The 17,847-nt window shown below is 65.1% G+C and carries 21 protein-coding genes; all 21 read left to right on the top strand.

Annotation, left to right across the window (positions count from 1 at the left end; genetic code table 11):
- Positions 1–6: 6 nt before the first annotated feature.
- The 21 genes from G8A07_RS18355 (at position 7) to G8A07_RS18255 (ending at position 17,840) form a co-directional block, all read left to right on the top strand.
- Complete coding sequence (locus tag G8A07_RS18355) at positions 7–363, top strand: SMI1/KNR4 family protein (protein WP_195793445.1); 357 nt, start codon at positions 7–9, stop codon at positions 361–363.
- A 111-nt stretch (positions 364–474) separates the two neighbouring features.
- Positions 475–699, top strand: coding sequence for a hypothetical protein (locus G8A07_RS18350; RefSeq protein ID WP_195793444.1), 225 nt, complete (start codon positions 475–477; stop codon positions 697–699).
- 1,228 nt (positions 700–1,927) lie between these two features.
- On the top strand, positions 1,928–2,194 hold the full coding sequence (locus tag G8A07_RS18345) for a flagellar biosynthetic protein FliQ (RefSeq protein WP_195793443.1): 267 nt from the start codon (positions 1,928–1,930) through the stop codon (positions 2,192–2,194).
- A gap of 10 nt (positions 2,195–2,204) precedes the next feature.
- Positions 2,205–2,987, top strand: coding sequence for a flagellar biosynthetic protein FliR (locus G8A07_RS18340; protein ID WP_195793442.1), 783 nt, complete (start codon positions 2,205–2,207; stop codon positions 2,985–2,987).
- Complete coding sequence (locus G8A07_RS18335) at positions 2,987–4,087, top strand: flagellar biosynthesis protein FlhB (RefSeq protein WP_195793441.1); 1,101 nt, start codon at positions 2,987–2,989, stop codon at positions 4,085–4,087. The genes G8A07_RS18340 and G8A07_RS18335 overlap by 1 nt, the downstream gene beginning before the upstream one ends.
- Positions 4,084–6,183, top strand: a complete 2,100-nt coding sequence (locus G8A07_RS18330) for a flagellar biosynthesis protein FlhA (protein WP_249937046.1) — start codon at positions 4,084–4,086, stop codon at positions 6,181–6,183. Before G8A07_RS18335 ends, G8A07_RS18330 begins: the two co-directional genes overlap by 4 nt.
- A gap of 19 nt (positions 6,184–6,202) precedes the next feature.
- Complete coding sequence (locus tag G8A07_RS18325; RefSeq protein WP_195793440.1) at positions 6,203–6,940, top strand: flagellar hook-basal body protein; 738 nt, start codon at positions 6,203–6,205, stop codon at positions 6,938–6,940.
- 48 nt (positions 6,941–6,988) lie between these two features.
- Complete coding sequence (locus tag G8A07_RS18320) at positions 6,989–7,762, top strand: flagellar hook-basal body protein (RefSeq protein WP_195793439.1); 774 nt, start codon at positions 6,989–6,991, stop codon at positions 7,760–7,762.
- A gap of 94 nt (positions 7,763–7,856) precedes the next feature.
- Positions 7,857–8,771, top strand: coding sequence for a flagellar basal body P-ring formation chaperone FlgA (flgA, locus tag G8A07_RS18315; RefSeq protein WP_195793438.1), 915 nt, complete (start codon positions 7,857–7,859; stop codon positions 8,769–8,771).
- Positions 8,772–8,794: 23 nt separating this feature from the next.
- Complete coding sequence (locus G8A07_RS18310) at positions 8,795–9,373, top strand: flagellar basal body L-ring protein FlgH (RefSeq protein ID WP_249937045.1); 579 nt, start codon at positions 8,795–8,797, stop codon at positions 9,371–9,373.
- Positions 9,374–9,396: 23 nt separating this feature from the next.
- Complete coding sequence (locus tag G8A07_RS18305; protein WP_195793436.1) at positions 9,397–10,533, top strand: flagellar basal body P-ring protein FlgI; 1,137 nt, start codon at positions 9,397–9,399, stop codon at positions 10,531–10,533.
- A 26-nt stretch (positions 10,534–10,559) separates the two neighbouring features.
- Positions 10,560–10,895, top strand: a complete 336-nt coding sequence (locus tag G8A07_RS18300; RefSeq protein WP_195793435.1) for a flagellar basal body protein — start codon at positions 10,560–10,562, stop codon at positions 10,893–10,895.
- A 31-nt stretch (positions 10,896–10,926) separates the two neighbouring features.
- Positions 10,927–11,367: a flagellar basal body rod protein FlgC gene (locus G8A07_RS18295; protein ID WP_195793434.1), complete on the top strand. Its 441-nt coding sequence runs from the start codon at positions 10,927–10,929 to the stop codon at positions 11,365–11,367.
- Positions 11,367–11,714: a flagellar hook-basal body complex protein FliE gene (fliE, locus tag G8A07_RS18290; protein ID WP_213086173.1), complete on the top strand. Its 348-nt coding sequence runs from the start codon at positions 11,367–11,369 to the stop codon at positions 11,712–11,714. The genes G8A07_RS18295 and fliE overlap by 1 nt, the downstream gene beginning before the upstream one ends.
- A 113-nt stretch (positions 11,715–11,827) precedes the next feature.
- Entirely contained in the window at positions 11,828–13,318 is a 1,491-nt protein-coding gene (gene fliF / locus G8A07_RS18285) for a flagellar basal-body MS-ring/collar protein FliF (protein ID WP_195793433.1), read from the top strand.
- Positions 13,315–13,986 carry a hypothetical protein gene (locus G8A07_RS18280; protein ID WP_195793432.1) on the top strand — a complete coding sequence of 224 codons (672 nt, stop codon included), beginning with the start codon at positions 13,315–13,317 and terminating at the stop codon, positions 13,984–13,986. Before fliF ends, G8A07_RS18280 begins: the two co-directional genes overlap by 4 nt.
- Positions 13,983–14,804 (top strand): hypothetical protein, encoded by an 822-nt coding sequence (locus G8A07_RS18275; protein ID WP_195793431.1) that lies wholly within the window; start codon positions 13,983–13,985, stop codon positions 14,802–14,804. The genes G8A07_RS18280 and G8A07_RS18275 overlap by 4 nt, the downstream gene beginning before the upstream one ends.
- The gene (locus tag G8A07_RS18270; RefSeq protein WP_195793430.1) at positions 14,801–16,123 is read left to right on the top strand and encodes a FliI/YscN family ATPase; all 1,323 of its coding nucleotides are present in this window, start codon (positions 14,801–14,803) and stop codon (positions 16,121–16,123) included. The genes G8A07_RS18275 and G8A07_RS18270 overlap by 4 nt, the downstream gene beginning before the upstream one ends.
- Positions 16,120–16,620: a hypothetical protein gene (locus G8A07_RS18265; protein WP_195793429.1), complete on the top strand. Its 501-nt coding sequence runs from the start codon at positions 16,120–16,122 to the stop codon at positions 16,618–16,620. The genes G8A07_RS18270 and G8A07_RS18265 overlap by 4 nt, the downstream gene beginning before the upstream one ends.
- Before the next feature lie 94 nt (positions 16,621–16,714).
- A complete protein-coding gene (locus tag G8A07_RS18260; protein WP_195793428.1) occupies positions 16,715–17,425 on the top strand; it encodes a hypothetical protein in 711 nt (236 codons plus the stop codon).
- Position 17,426: 1 nt separating this feature from the next.
- On the top strand, positions 17,427–17,840 hold the full coding sequence (locus tag G8A07_RS18255) for a flagellar hook assembly protein FlgD (RefSeq protein WP_195793427.1): 414 nt from the start codon (positions 17,427–17,429) through the stop codon (positions 17,838–17,840).
- The last annotated feature ends 7 nt before the right edge of the window (positions 17,841–17,847 follow it).

Raw genomic sequence — 17,847 nt, 5'->3', positions numbered from 1 at the left:
ACTGTCATGGCCACGTTTAACCTCTATCCGTCAGACTCACTTCCGCAGGGCTTCGTATATCCCCATCAATTGAGGGAAATCGCTGCAACCGGACAGCATCCGCAAATTGCACCTTGGTGGTTTGTAGATGCCGACTCCAAGGCAGGGAAGTTGTTCTTCTCGATTCGAAAGCACGACGGGAGAAATCTGGTGCCCTTTGCGAAGGTCGACGACGGGCGGGGCGATATTGCTTGCTTCGACGGTGACGATAGCTCGGGCAATCCGCGCGTGTTGATGCTGGTTCTCGACGAGTCGGAACGCGCTTACTCGTTTGCCGACTTCTCGCAGTGGCTGGAATCTGCGCAAATGGATGCGAGCCGGTAGGCGCACGAATCACAGGCACAGGCACAGGAACGAGGGGCCGCACAGGCACGAGGGTCAGGTCTTGAACTTGAAGCCCCGCATGCTCCATTGAGCCCGATTGCTACATGAGGGATGCACCCCCAACCCATCCACGCCTGGTATCTCTACGCGCTCGATGCTGATGAGTCCGTCCACCTGCTCACCGACGAGGGCCAGCCCTCGCCGGAGCTGAGCACCGAGCCTGCGCGGCTGCTGGCCGAGCTGGCCGCAGCCATCCATGCGACGGCCTGGCAACTCGGCGAGCCCGAGCTGCGGGCGCTGGAGCGGTGCATCGCACTGCAGCGCTGGCGGCGCTGAGCTGCCTGGCTGTTCGGAACCGCTGCCGCAAGACAGCGGTCAGTCCCGGCCGGCGCCGGGGCTGACCCGAAGGAGGGCCTGCCCCAGCAGGCCGACGCAGGGCCGGGGAGCCGGCAGCCTTGAGGCGCGGTCCAAGTGCCGGTGCGGCCCCAGCTGCACGATGTTGACGGGACAGCAGCCCATGGCATATGGGCGTGAGGTACGCCGCTGACGGAGCGTGAGCGCAGGAGGCCACCCGGGTTGAAGGCGAGTGTCCAGCTCGAAGCGAGAGTCGGCACGACGCACGCTGCCCGCCGACCGGGGTGGCCTCCTGCGCGGAGCAGCGACAACAGGCGATGTGTAGGGCAGGAAGCGGTGCTGTATCGGACGGAGGACGAGGGGCGTGCAGCCCGGAGAAGATGCGGGCGGCCCTAGCCGCGCAAAGCATCTGGTCAGCCGCCCAGCCGGCAGGTGCTGGCTGCCTCTGCTGCGAGCATCTGCGGGCTGAAGACGCATCGCAAGATGGGTCGTCGCTACACGTTGCATCTCCATGCAAGGTGTACTTGATGCGACTTACCTCCGGCCTGCTGGGCGGCCTGCTGCGCCCGCCAGCCTCAGCGTTGACACGAGTTATTGGCTCGTGGTCCGCGAACCCCCAGGGACTCGTGCGACTACCAAACGGTAGCTCGTACTCTTGACAAGCCGCGGCCAAAGGTTCCCGGGCGCCCTCTCGGCGCCGCTGACTCTAAGAGCTCCTCGGGCCGTCCATACATAGGCAATTCGCTCTGCCGGCCTCAGGCGCCTCAGTCATGAGTGGGTCGTTGACCGGCTTCCCACACACCTCCGGTTCGCTGTTCGCATCGGCGGCCCCCCTTTTCCACCAAAAGGGGGGGTGGGCCGAACGGCCTGCATGTGATTTAGTCGCGGTCTGCTGGTCGGGCCGCAACTTGCAGCTGACTTGCTTGCTCACGACGGGCAGTGGTGTCAGGGCGATCAGGGGCGCCGCATGGCGCGATTTCATGCGACTGGCAAGGCGGCTGGGGCTTTTGCACCAAGACTTGATGGTGTCGCGGCAGTCCAAGGTGGTTGTTGCTCGAACCGGTGATCCTGTCGCAGTTAGGGATTTACGCCAATTTGTTATTTTGTGAAATAAGTACAAACTTGAGTAAAATTTTGAGCAACAGTGTGGCTATGAACCACCGGTTTTGATGTTGAGGGCCTGCAAAGTCAGGTAGGGGAGAGAGTAGTCATGAGCGCCGATGTCGCCCAGCAGATGATCGTGGATCTTCTGTGGACGGGCTTGCTTGTCTGTTTGCCGGTGCTGGGCCTGACGATGCTCGTCGGCCTGCTGGTCAGCGTGTTCCAGGTCGTGACCCAGATCCAGGAAATGTCGCTGGCGTTCGTGCCCAAGCTGGTGACGGCAGCTCTGGTGCTGATTGCTTTCGGCCCCTGGATCCTCAAGAAGCTGACGGGCTACATGACCCAGTTGTGGGTCGGTATTCCCTCGATGTTCTGAAGCGCTGAACGTGCTGGAACTGTCGGCCTTGATTGCCGGGGCGACCGGCGAGGTTGGTGTCGCCGTGCTCCTGACGCTGGCTCGCCTCAGCGGGCTGGTGCTGGTCGTGTCGCCGATCGGCTCGGTGCTTCCGGGCACCGTGCGCGCCGCTCTTTGCCTGCTGCTGGCCTTGTGTCTGGCGCGGGTGCCGGTGCCCGGGGTTGACTTGCTCCTGGCCGATCCCTGGCGCCTTGCCGGCGCGGGCATCAGCGAGTTCGGCCTTGGGGCCGTGCTGGCCCTTGGCGTCAATATCGGCTTTGCCGTCTTCACTTTCGCGGGGCGCCTGCTCGACATCCAGATCGGATTCGGCATGGGGCAGGTGCTGGATCCGGTCTCGCGTCAGCAGATGCCGGTGCTCACCGGCATCTTTCATCAGCTGGCACTCGTCGCCTTCTTCTCCAGTGCAGCCTTTGCCAGCTTCCTGATCGGCTTCGGGCGCGGGCTGGATCTCATCCCTGTGGGGCAGGCCTGGCTTCCTGGTGCTGCGGTCGCGGCTGCCATCAAGGGTGTCGGCGGCCTCTTCTCGCTGGGCTTCGCGATGGCCGCGCCGGTGGTCATCGTGCTGATGCTGATGGACTTCGCGCTGGGCGTCGTGGCGCGCAACCTGCCGCAGATGAATATGTTTGCGCTGGCCATCCCGCTCAAGGTCGTGGCCGGCATTGCAGCGCTGGCGTTCTGGATCGGTAGTGCCGATGCGCTCGTCACACGGGCGTTTCAGCTGGGTTTCGAGGTCTGGTCCGGAGCGATGAGCTGATGGCTGAACAGGACCTCGATCGCAACCAGCCGGCTACACAGCACAAGCTGGACGAGGCACGCAAGAAAGGCCAGGTAGCCAAGAGTGCGGACCTGGTTTCCGCACTCGTCTTTGCTGCGGCGATGCTGTACTTCCATGCCGGAGGCTTCAAGGCTCTGGTCGACCAGTTCCGATTCGACCGGCTTCTGCTTGCAAGCGCCACCCAGGCTGGCCGTGCGGAGCAGGCCTATTGGCCCGCCGTCATCGAGGCGGCCCGTCATAGCGCAGCGCTGGTGCTGCCCGTGCTGCTGCTGATCATGGTCGCCGCCATGCTCGCGAATTTCCTGCAGGTGGGGGCTATCTGGAGCACGACGCCCGTCAAGCCTGACTGGCAGCGGCTCAATCCGGCCGCGGGTTTCAAGCGTGTGTTCTCCCTGCGCACCCTGTTCGAGACCGCCCGAGCTTTGGTGAAGCTGGCCGTGATGGGCATCGTCGTTTACTTCGCGCTGTGGTCTCTGGTGCCGCAGTTTCATGAGATCGCAGGGCTGTCCAGCCTTGGCTTCGTGAAGATGCTGCATGCCGACCTGGCGGCGGTGGGGTGGAAGCTGGCCCTGACGATGTTCGTGATCGCCCTGATCGATCTCGGCTACACGCGGCGGGAGTTCGGCAAGAAGATGCGGATGAGCCACCGCGAGATCAAGGATGAGTACAAGAACCGGGAGGGCGATCCGCGCATACGCCGTCGTATCCGCGAGCTGCAGCGCGAGCTGCTGCAGCGCAGCGCGTCGATCAGTCGCACCCGGGACGCCTCCGTGTTGCTGACCAATCCGACCCATTACGCCGTCGCCCTGCGCTATGAGCATGGCGAGATGGCCGCGCCGGTGATGCTGGCGAAGGGGGCGGGCGTCGTGGCCCAGGCCATGCGGGCCATGGCCGCTCGGCACGGCATTCCCGTGGTCGCCATGCCAACGCTGACGCGGGCGCTGTACGCCGACATGCGTCCCGATCAGCAGGTTGGCATCGCCCACTATGCCGACGTCGCCAAGATCATGATCTGGGTCATCAATATGAAGAAGCGTGCCGCGGCAGCAAGGCCAGCATCGGCGGAGGGGGCGGCATGACGACCGTGTCCTCGCCTCTGATGGGTCGGCTTGGCCGGCAGAGCGACCTGGCGCTGGTGGCGCTGGTATCCGGCATCCTGGTGGTGCTGTTTGCGCCGATTCCCGCGGGGCTGCTGGATGTGCTCATCCTGGCCAATCTGGGGTTCGCCTTCCTGATCCTGCTGCTGACCTTCTATATGCAGCGTCCGGTGGAGTTCTCGACCTTCCCCTCGCTGCTGCTGATCGCCACGCTGTTCCGGCTGTCGCTGAATGTTGCGGCGACCCGGCTGATCCTGTCCGATGCCGATGCCGGCAAGGTGATATCCGCGATCGGATCCTATGTCGTCGGAGGCAATTACGTCATCGGGCTGATCGTCTTCTTCATCCTGATCGTGGTGCAGTATGTGGTCGTCACCAGCGGCGCGCAGCGCGTGTCGGAGGTGGCGGCGCGCTTCACGCTGGACAGCATGCCGGGTCAGCAGATGAGCATCGATGCGGACCTGAACATGGGTTTCATCGACCAGGCCGAAGCCCAGAAGCGCCGCAAGAACCTGGAGCGCGAAGCCGCGTTCTATGGCTCGATGGATGGCGCCAGCAAGTTCGTCAAGGGCGATGCTGTCGCCGGCATCGTCATCCTGCTGATCAATATCGTCGGCGGCATGATCGTCGGCGTGATGCAGATGGGCATGTCCTGGCAGCAGGCCTTGCAGACCTACACCCTGCTGACGATCGGCGACGGCATCGTCACCCAGGTGCCCGCATTGGTGATCGCCGTGGGCACCGGCATCATCGTGACCCGGTCGGCGTCCGACACCAATCTCAGCGTGGAGGTGTTCCGCCAGATCGGATCCCAGCCCAAGGCGCTGCTGCTGGTTGCCATCACGCTGTTTGCGATGCTGTTGCTGCCCGGTATCCCGGCGGTGCCGCTGGCATTGCTTGCGCTCGTGCTGCTCGGGTTTGCATGGCTTTCGCTGCGGGCCCGTGCAACCCGGGCCGACGAAGGTGGTGCGGATGCGCTGGACGCTGGATCGGACTCCTCGGTTGCTGGCCAGGCCGCGACCAAGGGGGATCCCTATGCCTCGCTGGCCTTCGAGCCGGTCGAGCTGCGCGTAGGGAGTCGCTGGGCGGCACTTTCCAGCAAGACCGCCGGCGCACCGTTCCAGGAGCGCCTTGAGACTTTCCGTGGTCTGCATGCGCAGGAACTGGGCTTGATCCTGCCACCCATCGCCGTGCGCGATACCTGCAAGCGCGGGCCCGAGCACTATGAGATCTATGTCGACGGGGTGCAGGTCGCTCGTGGTGAAGCGCATGCCGATCGCTGGCTCGCAATCCACCCGTCCGGTGACACCCGCGGCGTGCCCGGCGAGGTGACGCGCGATCCGAGCTATGGCCTGCCGGCGGTCTGGATTGCGCCCCAGCATCGCGAGACGGCGCAGGCGGCGCGCTACACGCTGGTCGATGCCGAGACCGTGCTGTTGACCCACATCACCGAGGTCCTGCGCCGCGAGTCCGCCACCTTGCTGACTCGAGCCGAAACCGAGCGGCTGTTGCAGCGTGTGCGCCAGACCCAGCCGACGCTGGTCGAGGAACTGGTGCCGACGCAGCTGTCGGTCAGCGACATCCAGCGGGTGCTGCAGGCCTTGCTGCGGGAGAAGGTCAGCATCCGGAACCTGGAGGCCATCCTGGAGGCCTTGTCCGATGCTGCCCGTGTCGGCAAGGACACGGGCACCTTGTGCGAGCGCGTGCGGCAACGGTTGGGGGCTGCCATCTGCCAAGGCCTGGTAGGCGAGGGGACGGCGTTGCAGGTGCTGACCCTGGACCCCTTGATCGAAGGTCAATTGCTGGGGGCCTTGCGTGGTGCGGATGGCGCCGCAGCGGCGCTTGATCCCGCATTGACTGAGCGGTTGTTGGGGCGCCTGGCCGCGGCGGCGGAACGGATGATGAAGAGCAATACCCTGCCGGTGCTGCTGTGCGCGCCCGATCTGCGCCGCCAGCTGCGCCTGATGACGGAGCGGGTGCTGCCGCACCTGCGCGTGCTCTCCATGGCCGAAGTGCCGAACACCATCGATCTCAAATCATTTGCCGTGGTTGGGGCTCAGCCCACCATCGGCGCCTGAGAACTATCGGAGCCCAGCCATGAACGAATTGATGCTCACCACCTTGTCCGCGATGCAGCGCGACGCCTATCGCCTAGAGCGTGTCAGCGCCAATATGGCCAATGTGCTGACACCCGGCTTCAAGCGCGAGCAGGTGATTGAGCGCATCGGCCCCTTGGGCACGCAGTTTGAGAGCCGAGTGGCCGAGGGCGTTGCAGCCACTGCGCAGGGGGAGGTGCAGATCGAGGCGCGCCGTGATCTCAAGGCCGGGCCTTTGACCCGCACCGGTCGCTCCTTGGACCTGGCCTTGTCCGGTCCCGGCTTCTTTGAGCTGCGTACACCGCAGGGCCCGGCCTACACCCGTCATGGCAGCTTCCGGCTGGATGAGCGGGGACAACTGGTTGGCATCGGCGGGCATCCGGTGATGGGTACCTTCGGTGCTTTGACCTTGGAGCCGGGGGACTTCCATGTCGGATCCGATGGAACCGTACGGCAGAACGACCGTACCGTTGGACAACTGCGTGTGCTGATGCCCGAGGCCGGTGTGCAGATGCAGGCAATCGGCGAAGGTCTCTACCTCACGGAAGGCCGCATGAGCAGTGTCGGCGAGACCGGCGCAGGCCTGCGCCAAGGCTTTGTGGAAGGTTCCAACGTCGACACCGCGCAGGAGATGGTGCAGCTGATGGGCGCGGTGCGGCATTTCGAGTCGATGACGCGTGCGACGCAGATGTACGACGAAATGATGGGTTTGGCCGTGCGCAAGCTCACCGACCTTTGATGCAGGCGAGAGCTCAAGTACCTGGATGGAGATGAGGGAGGCTATACGATGATCGAGGCTTTGCAGATTGCCGCAACCGGCATGCAGGCGCAGCAGCGCCAGGTGGAGACCATCTCCAACAATATGGCGAACATGAGCACGCCCGGATTCAAGCGTGCCAAGGTCAGCTTCGTGGACCTGGTCAGCCGCGGCGCGGAATCCGTCGCGGGAAGCGAGCAGGCCTTGGGCGCGGCTTCGCGGGGGCTCGGAGTGTCGGTGTCGAATGTCTCGCTGGTGATGGATGCCGGTGAAGTTCGCCGCACCGATGATCCTGCCGATCTGCTGATCTCGGGGGCGGGCTTTATCGAGGTGCTGTTGCCCGACGGGGCTACGGCCTACAGCCGCGGTGGCAGGCTTCGGGTCGGGTCCGATGGGCAGTTGGCGACGGCGGAAGGGCATGCGTTGAAGGCGTCGCTGACCCTGCCGTCCGGCGCGCAGTCTTTTTCCGTGGCCTCCGATGGCACGGTAGCGGCTCGCGACGCCTTGGGGCGTGAGCAGATCGTCGGGCAGATTCCCCTGATACGGTTCAATGACGACGACGGCTTGCAGGCCATTGGCGATCGGCTGTTCCGTGCAACGGCCCGCAGCGGCGAAGCCATCGCGGGGCGTGCGGCCGAGGCAGGCTTTGGCGCGTTCCGCCAGGGCTTCCTGGAGGCATCCAACGTCAAGCTCGGCGACGAGGTGGTCGGGCTGATGCTGGCGCAGCGCGCCTACGAAGCCAATGCCAAGGTGCTGCAGGCTTCGGACGAGATGCTGGCGATGGTGAACAACCTGCGCAAGTGACGAAGCCATGCCATCCCTAGCCGCCATTGCTGCTGTAGCTTCGCGTAGGGTTCCTGCACGCGGGTTGGGCCTGGTTCTGGCCGCAGGCTTTGCCATGCCGGCCTGGGCCGGAGGCTCCGTCCTGCAGTTGCGAGATCAAGCGGGCATGGATGCCCGGCACGCGATGCTTGCGGTGAACGACCTTCTTGTCGCGCCGCTTGAGGGTGCAATGTCGGCCTGTGCAACCGAACTGCATCCTGTCGATCCGCGCTCGAGCGGCCTTGGGCGACTGTGGGTGGAGCGGCGACTTCGTGCATGTGGCGTCAAACGGTGGCGCTGGGCAGGGAACTTGCGCACGCGCCTGCAGCTTGAGGGCGAGAGGGGGCCGTACGCCTCGGCGCGAGAGGCCGTCGAGGCGACCCTGACCAAGGCCTATGGCGGCGTGGATCGAGTGACTCCCGGCTGGATCGACATGAGGTCCGGTGCGCAGAAGATTGAGGACGTCGAGGACGACCCGGAACTGAGTTACCGGGTGTCACTCCCGCCGCAGCATGCCGGAGGCATGCCGGCCCAAGCCGTGCTGCAGTTGGAGACTTATCGTGGCGGCCGCCTGCTGCGCCGAGACGCGTTGCCGGTCCGACTGCACCGGATGGCGTCGGTGTGGCTGGCGACGCGTGCCGTGGCGCCGGGCGAAGCGCTGGATCCGTCCGCCTTCGAGAGGCGGGAGATCGATGTGGCCGGTTTGCCGGAAACGGTAGACGCCGCCGCGCCATGGGCCGATGGATGGCGCGCCCGCACGCGCATTGCGGAAGGCGCGCCGCTACTTCGTTCCGGCATGCAATTGCTGCCGGGTGTTTCTCGTGGCAGGTCCGTGACGGCGGTCGCCGCGGCCGGCCAGGTAAGGCTGACGCTGCCTGGTACGGCCCTGCAGGATGGTCAATCCGGGGCCTGGGTGCGCGTGCGCCTGGCGGGGCAACGCGAAACGGTCATGGCCCAGGTCGAATCCAGCGGGCATGTGGAGGTGAAATGACAAACAAGACGAGAAGGGCTCGCTTGAGCGCCCCCCAGGCTCTTGCCCTGGTAGCCGTTCTGATGGGCACGCCGGCCATGGCGCAGAGCCTCTACGACGAAGCCAGTTATCGGCCCCTGACCGCGGACAACAAGGCCTTCCGCGCCGGCGACGTGCTGACCATCCAGGTGGTCGAGAACGCCACCGCAGTGGCCAGCGCGGATTCCGGCAGTCATCGCAAGAATTCGGCGGGGCTGGAGCTGTTTCGCGACACCAATAGCAAGTACCGGCGTGAAATCGGCTTGTCCGCCACCGGCGACTTCGATGGCGGCGGCCGGACGGCTCGCACGGGCAAGCTCGTGACGCAGATGTCGGTCACCGTGACCGAGGTGCTGCCCAATGGCGACTTGCGCGTCAGTGGTGAGCAGTCGCTGGTGATCAACCAGGAGCGACAGCAGATTCGTGTCAGCGGACAGGTGCGTCCCCAGGACATCACCGACGGCAATGTGGTCCTGTCCAGCCGTCTGGCCGATGCCAGCATCGATTACGCCGGTGATGGCACGCTGACCGACAGCCAGCGCATGCCTTGGTGGCAGCGCGTGCGTTCGTGGTTCGGCTTGTGAGGCGGGCGATGCAAACACTTAGGATGCTTGCCGCCGCGCTGGTTGCCCTGTCGTTCGCGAGCTTCGGTTCGCTAACGGTCGCGTCGGCCGATCCACTGGTCGGTCCGTCGCGTGGCGAAGCCATGAGACTCAAGGACCTGGGCAAGATGCAAGGCTGGCGTGAGAACGCCTTGATCGGCCAGGGGTTGGTGACCGGCCTGGCCGGTACCGGGGACTCGCCGTCCAGCCGTGCGACACGGCAGGCTCTGTCCAATGCCTTGTCCCAGTTCAATCTGAGCGTGGCCCCGGATCAGGTGCAGAGTCGCAATGTCGCCGCCGTGATGGTGACCGCGCAACTGCCGCCCTTTGCCAAGCCGGGGGACACGATCGACGTCACGGTGACGTCGATCGGCGATGCTCGCAGCCTGGTTGGCGGATCCTTGCTGCTGACGCCCCTGAAGGCGCCCAATGGACGCGTTTATGCGCTCTCGCAAGGCCCCCTGTCGGTGGGCGGCTACCGCTATGACGCCAACGGGAATGTCGTGCAGAAGAACCATCCCACGGTGGGCGCCATTCCTGGTGGTGCCACCGTGGAAACCGGTGTGCCGGCCCAGGCCGCTCGCAGCTCCGTCACCTTCGTGCTCAACGAGCCGGACTACACCACCTCGACGCGCATGGCGGACGCCATCAACCAGCAATTCGGTGTGACGCTGGCGGAACCCCGCGACGCGGGAGGAGTCGAGATCCTCATTCCCGAGAACTACCTGGCGCGCCCCGTGGCCTTTCTGGCGCGCGTCGAGAACGTCACGGTGCAGCCCGACTATCGTGCGCGCGTCGTGATCAACGAGCGCACCGGCACGGTGGTGGCGGGAGGCGATGTCCGCATTTCGGCGGTGGCCGTCTCGCATGGCGAGCTCCGTGTGTCGGTGACCGCGGAGACCTCGGTGTCGCAACCCCTGGTGATCGGACGGTCTTCGGGCGGTGTCCGGACCGCGCTGGTGACCAACAGCCGGCTCGATGTGGGGGAAAACGAGCGCGCCGCGTACCTGAGTGCTGACAACACGGTGGCGGATCTCGTGCAGGCGCTGACGCGCATGCGCATCGGCACGCGCGACGTGATCTCGGTGCTGCGAGCGGTCAAGGCGGCCGGCGCCTTGCATGCCGAACTGATCGTTCAATGAGTCTTTGACCCAGCAGGAAGGAAGATATGCAGATCGAAGCCATCAGCACCGCCATGGTGGGGGCAGCCCTCGACGCGGCCGAGCTGCGCCATCGGGTCATCGCCGCCAACATTGCCAACGCAGGCACGGTTGGCTATGTGAAACAGACCGTCAGTTTCCAGGCACAGATGGATGCCATGTCGGCACCATCTCGGCCCGAGGTCGTGCCCGCGCTGGGCGCCGGCGGCGAACCCGTGCCGGTACGTTTGGATCAGGAAGCCATCGACATGGCGGCCAACAGCCTCCAGTACCAGGCTCTGCTCAGAAGTCTGTCGAGGCATTACGGCGTGCTGCACAGCGCCGTCACGGAAGGCAAGCGCTGATCACGCGGCGCACGAGGAAGGATAGGACGATATGGACATTCAGGCGACATTCGCCATCAGCGCGGCCGGGATGGATCTTGAGCGTGTGCGCTACGAGGTGTCGGCCGCCAATCTGGCCAATGCCAACACCGTCAGTGGCAACGCGCGCAATGGCTTCCAGCCGCTGCGGGTGACGGCGCTGGCTGCTGCACAGATTGCCGGCCGGGGCGTTGGTTTCGATGAACTGGTTCGCCAGGGACTGTCGGGGCCTGGGTATCAGATCGAGGCCGCCGGCGTGGAGGCGCGCGCGGCTCATGATCCGGGTCATCCGCTGGCCGATGCATCGGGCAAGGTCTACTACCCGGCGGTCGATTCCGCCGCCGAAATGATGTTGATGATGAGCGCTTCGCGGGCCTATGAGGCCAATGTCGCTGCATTGAACACGGGTCGGACCATGGCGATGCGTGCGCTGGATATCGGCAGCGGAGGCTGATGATGACGCAGATTCAAGCGATTCCATTTCTTGATCCTGCGACGCAGCTGGTCGATCCTTCGGCCGCGCAAGCGCTGACCGCCACGACTTTTGTCGGGCATACGGACGGGGCCCCGTTGACCCGCGGTGCGGACTTCACGGCCTTGGTCAATCAAGGATTGGATGCCGTGCAGACGGACTGGCGTGATGCCCAGTCTTCAATGCGGGCCGTGGCCGAAGGACAACCGGTCAATCTGCATCAGCTCATGATGCGGATGGAGGAGAGCCGGATTTCGTTTCAGCTGTTCCTTCAGGTCCGCAACAGGCTGCTGGAGTCCTATCAGGACGTGATGCGTATGCAGGTGTAAGCCGCGGATTTTCGACTAGAGAAACATGCGACCGAGGGGCGGGGGCCGTCGCTCAAGAGAATAAGTCTGCGGCGTGCGAGTCGCCGGATGTGAATTGAGGATCGAGGGACGAGATGCGGGAGTTCTGGGAAAAGCTGAATCGGCGCCGGCGCACCGGGCTACTTGTCGGCGCGACTGCGATCGTGCTGGCGGTGGGCGCCGTGGGCGTGATGCTCTTGATGCCTCAGCGCGAGGTTTTGTTCAACGCGCTGGCCCCACAGGATGCCGCGGCCATGACCGCCGAGCTCGAGAAGATGAAGGTGCCGTACCAGGTCTCCGAAGACGGGCAGTCCATCCTGGTCGACAAGGCCAATGTGCACAAGCTCCGCATGAAGCTGATGACACGCGACATCCCGCTGCATGGGGCGGTCGGCTTCGAGCTCTTCAACAACAACGACTTCGGCATGACCGAGTTTGCCCAGAAGGTGAACTACCAGCGTGCCTTGCAGGGGGAGATCACGCGCACGGTCCTGTCGCTGGAGGAAATTGAATCGGCACGCGTCCATCTGGTTTTCGCCGAGGATGGCTTGCTCAAGCGCAATCCTCAACGCGCCAAGGCGTCGGTCACGGTTGGGGTGCGCCATGGCCGAACCTTGAAGTCCGATCAGGTCTTCGGCGTGCAACGGCTGGTGGCGGCCGCGGTGCCGGGCATCGCCGTCGACGATGTGACCGTGCTGAGCAACCGTGGCGTGGTGCTCAGCCGCGCATCGGACGAAGCCGGGGGCGAGGGGGCGGGGCCGCGCGCGGAGCTCCAGCAGGATGTCGAGCGTCAGCTCAATCGCAAGGTGGCCGAACTGCTGACCAAGGCCTATGGTGCCGAGCAGTTCGTGAGCAACGTCTCCGTCACCTTGGACATGGACCAGGTGAAGGTCACCTCCGAGGAGGTTCTTGGTGCGAATGCCGCTGGGGAGGTGCCGCAGGGCCTGGTGTTGCGCGAGCGTGAGTCACTGACCGAGACGCCCACCTCAGGCGGAAGTCGAGAAGGGGCGCAGATTCATGGCAGATCCTCTCGCGACACTGAGTACCAGTTGGGGCGTCGTGTCGAGCAGGTCGTCAAGCGGCCGGGAGCCGTGGCGCGTATCCAGGTGCTGGCCGTGGTTCGACAGCGGCTCGATGCAGCGCATCTCGAGCGTCTGCGCGCAGCGATTTCGGCCTCGGTGGGGGCGATCGCCGAGCGCGGCGACGTGATCACCGTTCAGTCCCTCGACATGCTGGGTGGCGCAGGCATTGCCGGATCTGCCGTGGCAGCGGAGATCAGCCCGGCGACCCTGGGCGATGCTGAAACACTCGGCAGGTCCGGAGGAAAGCCGGTGGCGGATCCGGCTTCGCGAGACCGTGCTGGATGGCCGGACTCCCAGCGCACCGTGATGTGGGTTCTTGTCGGCCTGCTGGTGCTGATCGGCGCTCTGTTGGTGGGGCGGCTGACGGCACGTCGGACTGTTGACCGGAGACTGAGTGTGGCCGAGCGGGAGCGCGTGCTGGGCCAGCTGCGTCAATGGACTGCGGGCGGTGCTCAAGCCTCTGCTGATGCCGGTGCTCGCCACGCCGATGGAATGGTGCGATGAGTGACGCGAGCTTCCAGGCCGCGCTGGCGCAGCGCGAACAAGCCCCGGGCCTGAGGCAGGCCGCGATGCTGGTTCATTCCTTGGCGCCCGAGGATCGGCGCTGGGCCATCGGGCAACTGCCCGCCGAGGTCCGTAAGCAGATCGAAACCTTGATCGCGGAACTGGAGGCGATGGGGTTGCCCAAGGATCTCCACCTGATCGAGTCGGCGCTGCAGTCGGACAAGCAGCTAGCCCCATCCGAACGGGAGGCTAACGCCCCAGCCGGGGCCATGCTTGCCAAGGATGCCTTGGTGAACGATTGGGTGAAGCGGCACGGAGCCGCCGCGTTGGCGAGGCTGCTGGTGCGCGAACCCACAAGCCTGGTCTCTCGCCTGCTGGCGCTGCACGACTGGCCCTGGCGCGCCGACCTGCTGAGGCAGCTACAACCGGCTGTTCGCCGCGAGGTGGCGGAGTCGCTGCGCTTGCGGGACTCCAGCGCACCGAAGCCCGACCCCGCGGCGGATGTGCTGCTGGATCTTCTGGCGAAGCGTCTTACTGCGCAGCCTCCCCAGCTCCAAGACGCTTCGAGGGCTGCGGAACCTTCGATTGCGGAGGGGGGCGGACCTCGGCTGCCCGGGCGGCGCGAAGGTCTTGTCGCGCGTTGGCGTTCACGATGGGGGCGGCCATGACGCGTGGTGCTCGTCATGTGCGGATGCCTCAGGTCTTGAAGGGGCTGCGGCTAACCACGCTTGCCCGCAGCCTGCCCTACCGTCATGAAGAGCCAACGCCCAATGCTCCTGCCAACGCTACCGTGTCGCTGGCCCCGAAGATCGAGGTAGAAGCACCTGTCGAGGCTTCGGCGTCGGATGCCCAGCTGGCTGTGGCCCTTGCCGAGGCCGAGAGAGCCGGGTATCAGCAGGGTCTGGCCAATGGTCGAAAGGAAGCCCAGCAGGAACTCGCTCGGGAGAAGGATGCCTTGGCCCGACAAGCGGAAGCGCATGAGGCCGAACGTCAAAGGAGCATGTCTTCGGTGCTGGCGCAGCTGGAACAGCAGCTGGAGGCCGTGCGCGAGGAACAGCGCCTTGATCGCGAACGCCTGCTGGCTCGTTCGGTCGAACTGGCTTTCGAGGGCGTTTGCCTGCTGCTTGGCCGAAAAGAAGGGCGGCGGGAGATGCTGCTGCAGCTGATCGGGGCGGCACTCGATCGGTGGACCGGAGCGGCCTTACCTATGTTGCGCATTGGCGAAGACGACCATGCCCTGCTGCTGGGGGATGCGCCAGAGCCTCGCCTGCAGGCATTGCTGGCACGCGTCACGCTTGTGGTCGATCGATCGATGGCCTCGATGAAAGCCCACCTCGAAGACGACGAGGGCGGGGTAGACATTGGCATGGAGACCCAGCTCCAGGCCTTGCGCAACATCTGGAACGAAGCCGTGGCCGATGCTCGTGCCGTCGAACCATCTGTTGAGGAATCCCTGGATACGCTTGCTTCGGAGCCCCGCGCATGAACGGGCTTGTCGACGCGACACGCGCGGCGGTCCTAACCCAGCCATTCGGCCGCTTGCGCGCGATCAGTGGGTTGACCGCCAAATCCTCCGGGCCGGTGCTCGCCATGGGGGCTCTATGCGAGGTGTTGCACGAGGACGGGCGCGTGCATGCCTTGGCCGAGGTGGTGGCGGTGCATGGCCGCGAACTGACCTTGATGCCTTTTGGCGAAGCCCACGGGCTGCAAGTCGGCGCCCTTGTGCGACCGGCGTCGCTCAGTCATGTGGTCCATGCGGGACCAGGATTGCTGGGCCGGGTCATCGATGGCTTGGGCAAGCCCCTCGACGGAATACCAATACCGCAGGGGCGTGACTCGCTGGCATTGCGCGCGCGCGCGCCGGATGCCATGGCAAGGCCCCGCATCGACCGAACATTGGCTACGGGCGTGCGATGCATCGATGCGATGCTGCCGCTCGGACATGGCCAGCGTGTGGGTATCTTTGCCGGCAGTGGTGTCGGAAAAAGCACGCTGCTGGGCATGATGGCGCGGCACGCGCAAGCCGACTACAACGTGATCGCCTTGATCGGCGAGCGCGGGCGCGAGGTGCGCGAGTTCATCGAGGATCAGCTGGGAGCGAAGGGGTTGGCGCGGAGCGTCGTCGTGGTGGCGACATCGGATCAGCCGGCACCGATGCGGGTTCGCGCGGCCTATCTCGCGGTCTCCATCGCGGAAGGGTTGCGTGCGCTCGGGGCCGACGTGCTGCTGACCATGGATTCGATCACCCGCTTGGCGATGGCCCGGCGTGAGATCGGGCTGTCCGCAGGCGAGCCCCCGACCTCTCGAGGCTACACGCCCTCGGTGTTCACCGAGCTGCCGGCCTTGTGCGAACGCCTGGGAACCCAGGGAGGAGGGGGCTCGATTACCGGGCTGCTGACGGTGTTGGTGGAGGGGGATGACTTCAACGAGCCCATCTCCGACTGCCTGCGCGCCACCCTGGACGGGCATATCGTGCTGGCGCGCGAACTCGCTCATCAGGGACATTACCCCGCCGTGGATGTGCTCAAGAGCAGCAGCCGCTTGCTGGGCGATCTGCTGCAGGAGGATGAGCGCCGGGTGGTGCATCGTGTGCGCGCCGGCATGGCCCTGCTGGCCCGCAACCGGTCGATGATGGAAATCGGCGCGTATGAGAAGGGTAGCCACGCGGCGCTGGATCGGGCGATCGCCGCCGAGCCTGCATTGTTGAGCTTCCTGCAGCAGGATCGTGAGCCAGCCGATCGATCTGCTGCGCTGGCCCAAGTGGCCGCCCTGGCCTCGCAGTTCGATGGGGAGTCCGACGCATGAGCAAGGACCTGCGCGGCTTCTCTCATCCCGCTGCAGCGTTGCGGGAGCTGGTCCATTGGCGCCTGGGTAAGGCGGAGCGTCGTCTCGCGCAGGTCCAACTGGCCCTGGACGAGGCGCAGGCAGCGCTGGATCAAACGGGTAACCGGCTGGGAGTCACAGTTCGTGCGATGGCGGCGCAAGGCTTGCGAGGGCTGCAGGGCGAAACTCATGCGCTGCACGTCAACAGCGTGATCCGGCTGCTGGATGAGCAGCGACGCCAGGAGTTGGCACGCAACGAATGCCAAGCCGAGCGTGACGCACATCAGCGTGTCTGCGTCGAGCTGCGCCAACGTATCCAGGGCTTGGATCGTGTCCATGAGCAGGCGCTTGCGCAGCATGTGGCCGAGCAAGAGCGCCTGCAATGGCGAGACCTCGACGATCAGATCATCACGCGACGCCAGTGGCTTGAGGCGCGGAGCGGCACTACGGATACGGGGGGGCTGCGGCATGCAGATTGAGACTGGACCCTGGCATCTGGATCAGACAGGTACAAATCAGAGGCGGGATGCAAGTGCGGAGCAAGGGCGGCCTGGCAGTGCCTGGCAGCTCGAGATGGACCGTGCGAATCAGGCGCAGTGGCGCTGCGATGCGTTCACCCCGGTGGCTGCGATCACCCAGTTCAATCTCACGCACTTTGCAGAGGCTGCAACTGCCGGGCCTGTTCACTCCATGGGGGTGGGGAGGGATTTCGTGGCTGCCCGACCTTACGGCATCGAAGGCGCAGTCGCTGCGCAGTCGTGGTCGGGGACCCAACCTCGAGAAGAGGCCAAGCCATTTCCGCAGGTGTTGAAGCCGGACTTGGAGCACATCGCCACCAACATTCCCATGCATGCGCTTGGCCGTGAACGGGGGCGAGGCATGCTGTCCGATGCGCTATCGCTGTCCAGCCCTTCACCACATGCAGCGCTTCTTCCGAGAGGCGGGGCGGCCCAGCATGCCGCTGTGGTTCCGATGGACCGCTCGGGTGCGGCAATGTCAGAGCTTGCGATCGAGCCCCAACGGAACCCAGCGCCGCATCAGGCATCGGTTCGGCTGCATGTCGAACAAGGCAAGGACGGCCGCATGAATGCGTGGCTTGGCGTGGACGATGGTGCCGGAGCCCAGGCTGCGGCCGTGGTTGCCGCCTTGCGCGAGGACGCTCGGCGCCGGGGCAGCGAGCTTGGCGTTCTTCACATCAACGGGAAAGCTCTGGCCGACATCGGCCAGGAATTCGGGCCGGATTTCATGCCGGCGTACAGATCATCACAAGCAGGGGAGCATTGATATGGCAAGTATCGGAGGGGTGCCCAGCACAGGCGCTGGCTTGTCCGGCAATTCGACCATCGGCCTGCAGGACTTTCTGAAAATCCTGATCTCTCAGCTGAGTTTTCAGGATCCGCTCAAGCCGATGGACAACCAGCAGTTCATGGCCCAGATGGCGCAGTTCACGGCGCTGGAGCAGAGCCAGCAGCTCAACACGAAGATGGATGCCTTGTTGAGCACGCAGGCCGCCTTGCAGTCCGTCGGCCTGATCGGCCGCACGGTCGACGTCACGCGGGAAGGGGGCACGCTGTCCGGCACGGTGGTGGCCTTGTCCTTGTCCGGCCCCCAGCCCAGCATCTCGGTCCGCGATGCCAACGGCACGGTGACGCCGGGTATCTCGCTGAACCAGATCACCGCTGTACGCACCACGACCTGACCCTGGA

This window comes from Roseateles sp. DAIF2 (assembly GCF_015624425.1).
Taxonomy (GTDB): Bacteria; Pseudomonadota; Gammaproteobacteria; order Burkholderiales; family Burkholderiaceae_C; genus Kinneretia.
The sequence above is the reverse complement of the archived record's forward strand: the minus strand, read 5'-3'. Positions and strand labels throughout refer to the sequence as shown.

Bases quoted from the DNA above. Each gene is read 5' to 3' on its own strand.
- G8A07_RS18355 (WP_195793445.1), top strand. From the start codon at position 7: ATGGCCACGTTTAACCTCTATCCGTCAGACTCACTTCCGCAGGGCTTC.
- G8A07_RS18350 (WP_195793444.1), top strand. From the start codon at position 475: ATGCACCCCCAACCCATCCACGCCTGGTATCTCTACGCGCTCGATGCT.
- G8A07_RS18345 (WP_195793443.1), top strand. From the start codon at position 1,928: ATGAGCGCCGATGTCGCCCAGCAGATGATCGTGGATCTTCTGTGGACG.
- G8A07_RS18335 (WP_195793441.1), top strand. From the start codon at position 2,987: ATGGCTGAACAGGACCTCGATCGCAACCAGCCGGCTACACAGCACAAG.
- G8A07_RS18330 (WP_249937046.1), top strand. From the start codon at position 4,084: ATGACGACCGTGTCCTCGCCTCTGATGGGTCGGCTTGGCCGGCAGAGC.
- G8A07_RS18325 (WP_195793440.1), top strand. From the start codon at position 6,203: ATGAACGAATTGATGCTCACCACCTTGTCCGCGATGCAGCGCGACGCC.
- G8A07_RS18320 (WP_195793439.1), top strand. From the start codon at position 6,989: ATGATCGAGGCTTTGCAGATTGCCGCAACCGGCATGCAGGCGCAGCAG.
- flgA (WP_195793438.1), top strand. From the start codon at position 7,857: ATGCCGGCCTGGGCCGGAGGCTCCGTCCTGCAGTTGCGAGATCAAGCG.
- G8A07_RS18305 (WP_195793436.1), top strand. From the start codon at position 9,397: ATGCTTGCCGCCGCGCTGGTTGCCCTGTCGTTCGCGAGCTTCGGTTCG.
- G8A07_RS18300 (WP_195793435.1), top strand. From the start codon at position 10,560: ATGCAGATCGAAGCCATCAGCACCGCCATGGTGGGGGCAGCCCTCGAC.
- G8A07_RS18295 (WP_195793434.1), top strand. From the start codon at position 10,927: ATGGACATTCAGGCGACATTCGCCATCAGCGCGGCCGGGATGGATCTT.
- fliE (WP_213086173.1), top strand. From the start codon at position 11,367: ATGATGACGCAGATTCAAGCGATTCCATTTCTTGATCCTGCGACGCAG.
- fliF (WP_195793433.1), top strand. From the start codon at position 11,828: ATGCGGGAGTTCTGGGAAAAGCTGAATCGGCGCCGGCGCACCGGGCTA.
- G8A07_RS18280 (WP_195793432.1), top strand. From the start codon at position 13,315: ATGAGTGACGCGAGCTTCCAGGCCGCGCTGGCGCAGCGCGAACAAGCC.
- G8A07_RS18275 (WP_195793431.1), top strand. From the start codon at position 13,983: ATGACGCGTGGTGCTCGTCATGTGCGGATGCCTCAGGTCTTGAAGGGG.
- G8A07_RS18270 (WP_195793430.1), top strand. From the start codon at position 14,801: ATGAACGGGCTTGTCGACGCGACACGCGCGGCGGTCCTAACCCAGCCA.
- G8A07_RS18265 (WP_195793429.1), top strand. From the start codon at position 16,120: ATGAGCAAGGACCTGCGCGGCTTCTCTCATCCCGCTGCAGCGTTGCGG.
- G8A07_RS18260 (WP_195793428.1), top strand. From the start codon at position 16,715: ATGGACCGTGCGAATCAGGCGCAGTGGCGCTGCGATGCGTTCACCCCG.
- G8A07_RS18255 (WP_195793427.1), top strand. From the start codon at position 17,427: ATGGCAAGTATCGGAGGGGTGCCCAGCACAGGCGCTGGCTTGTCCGGC.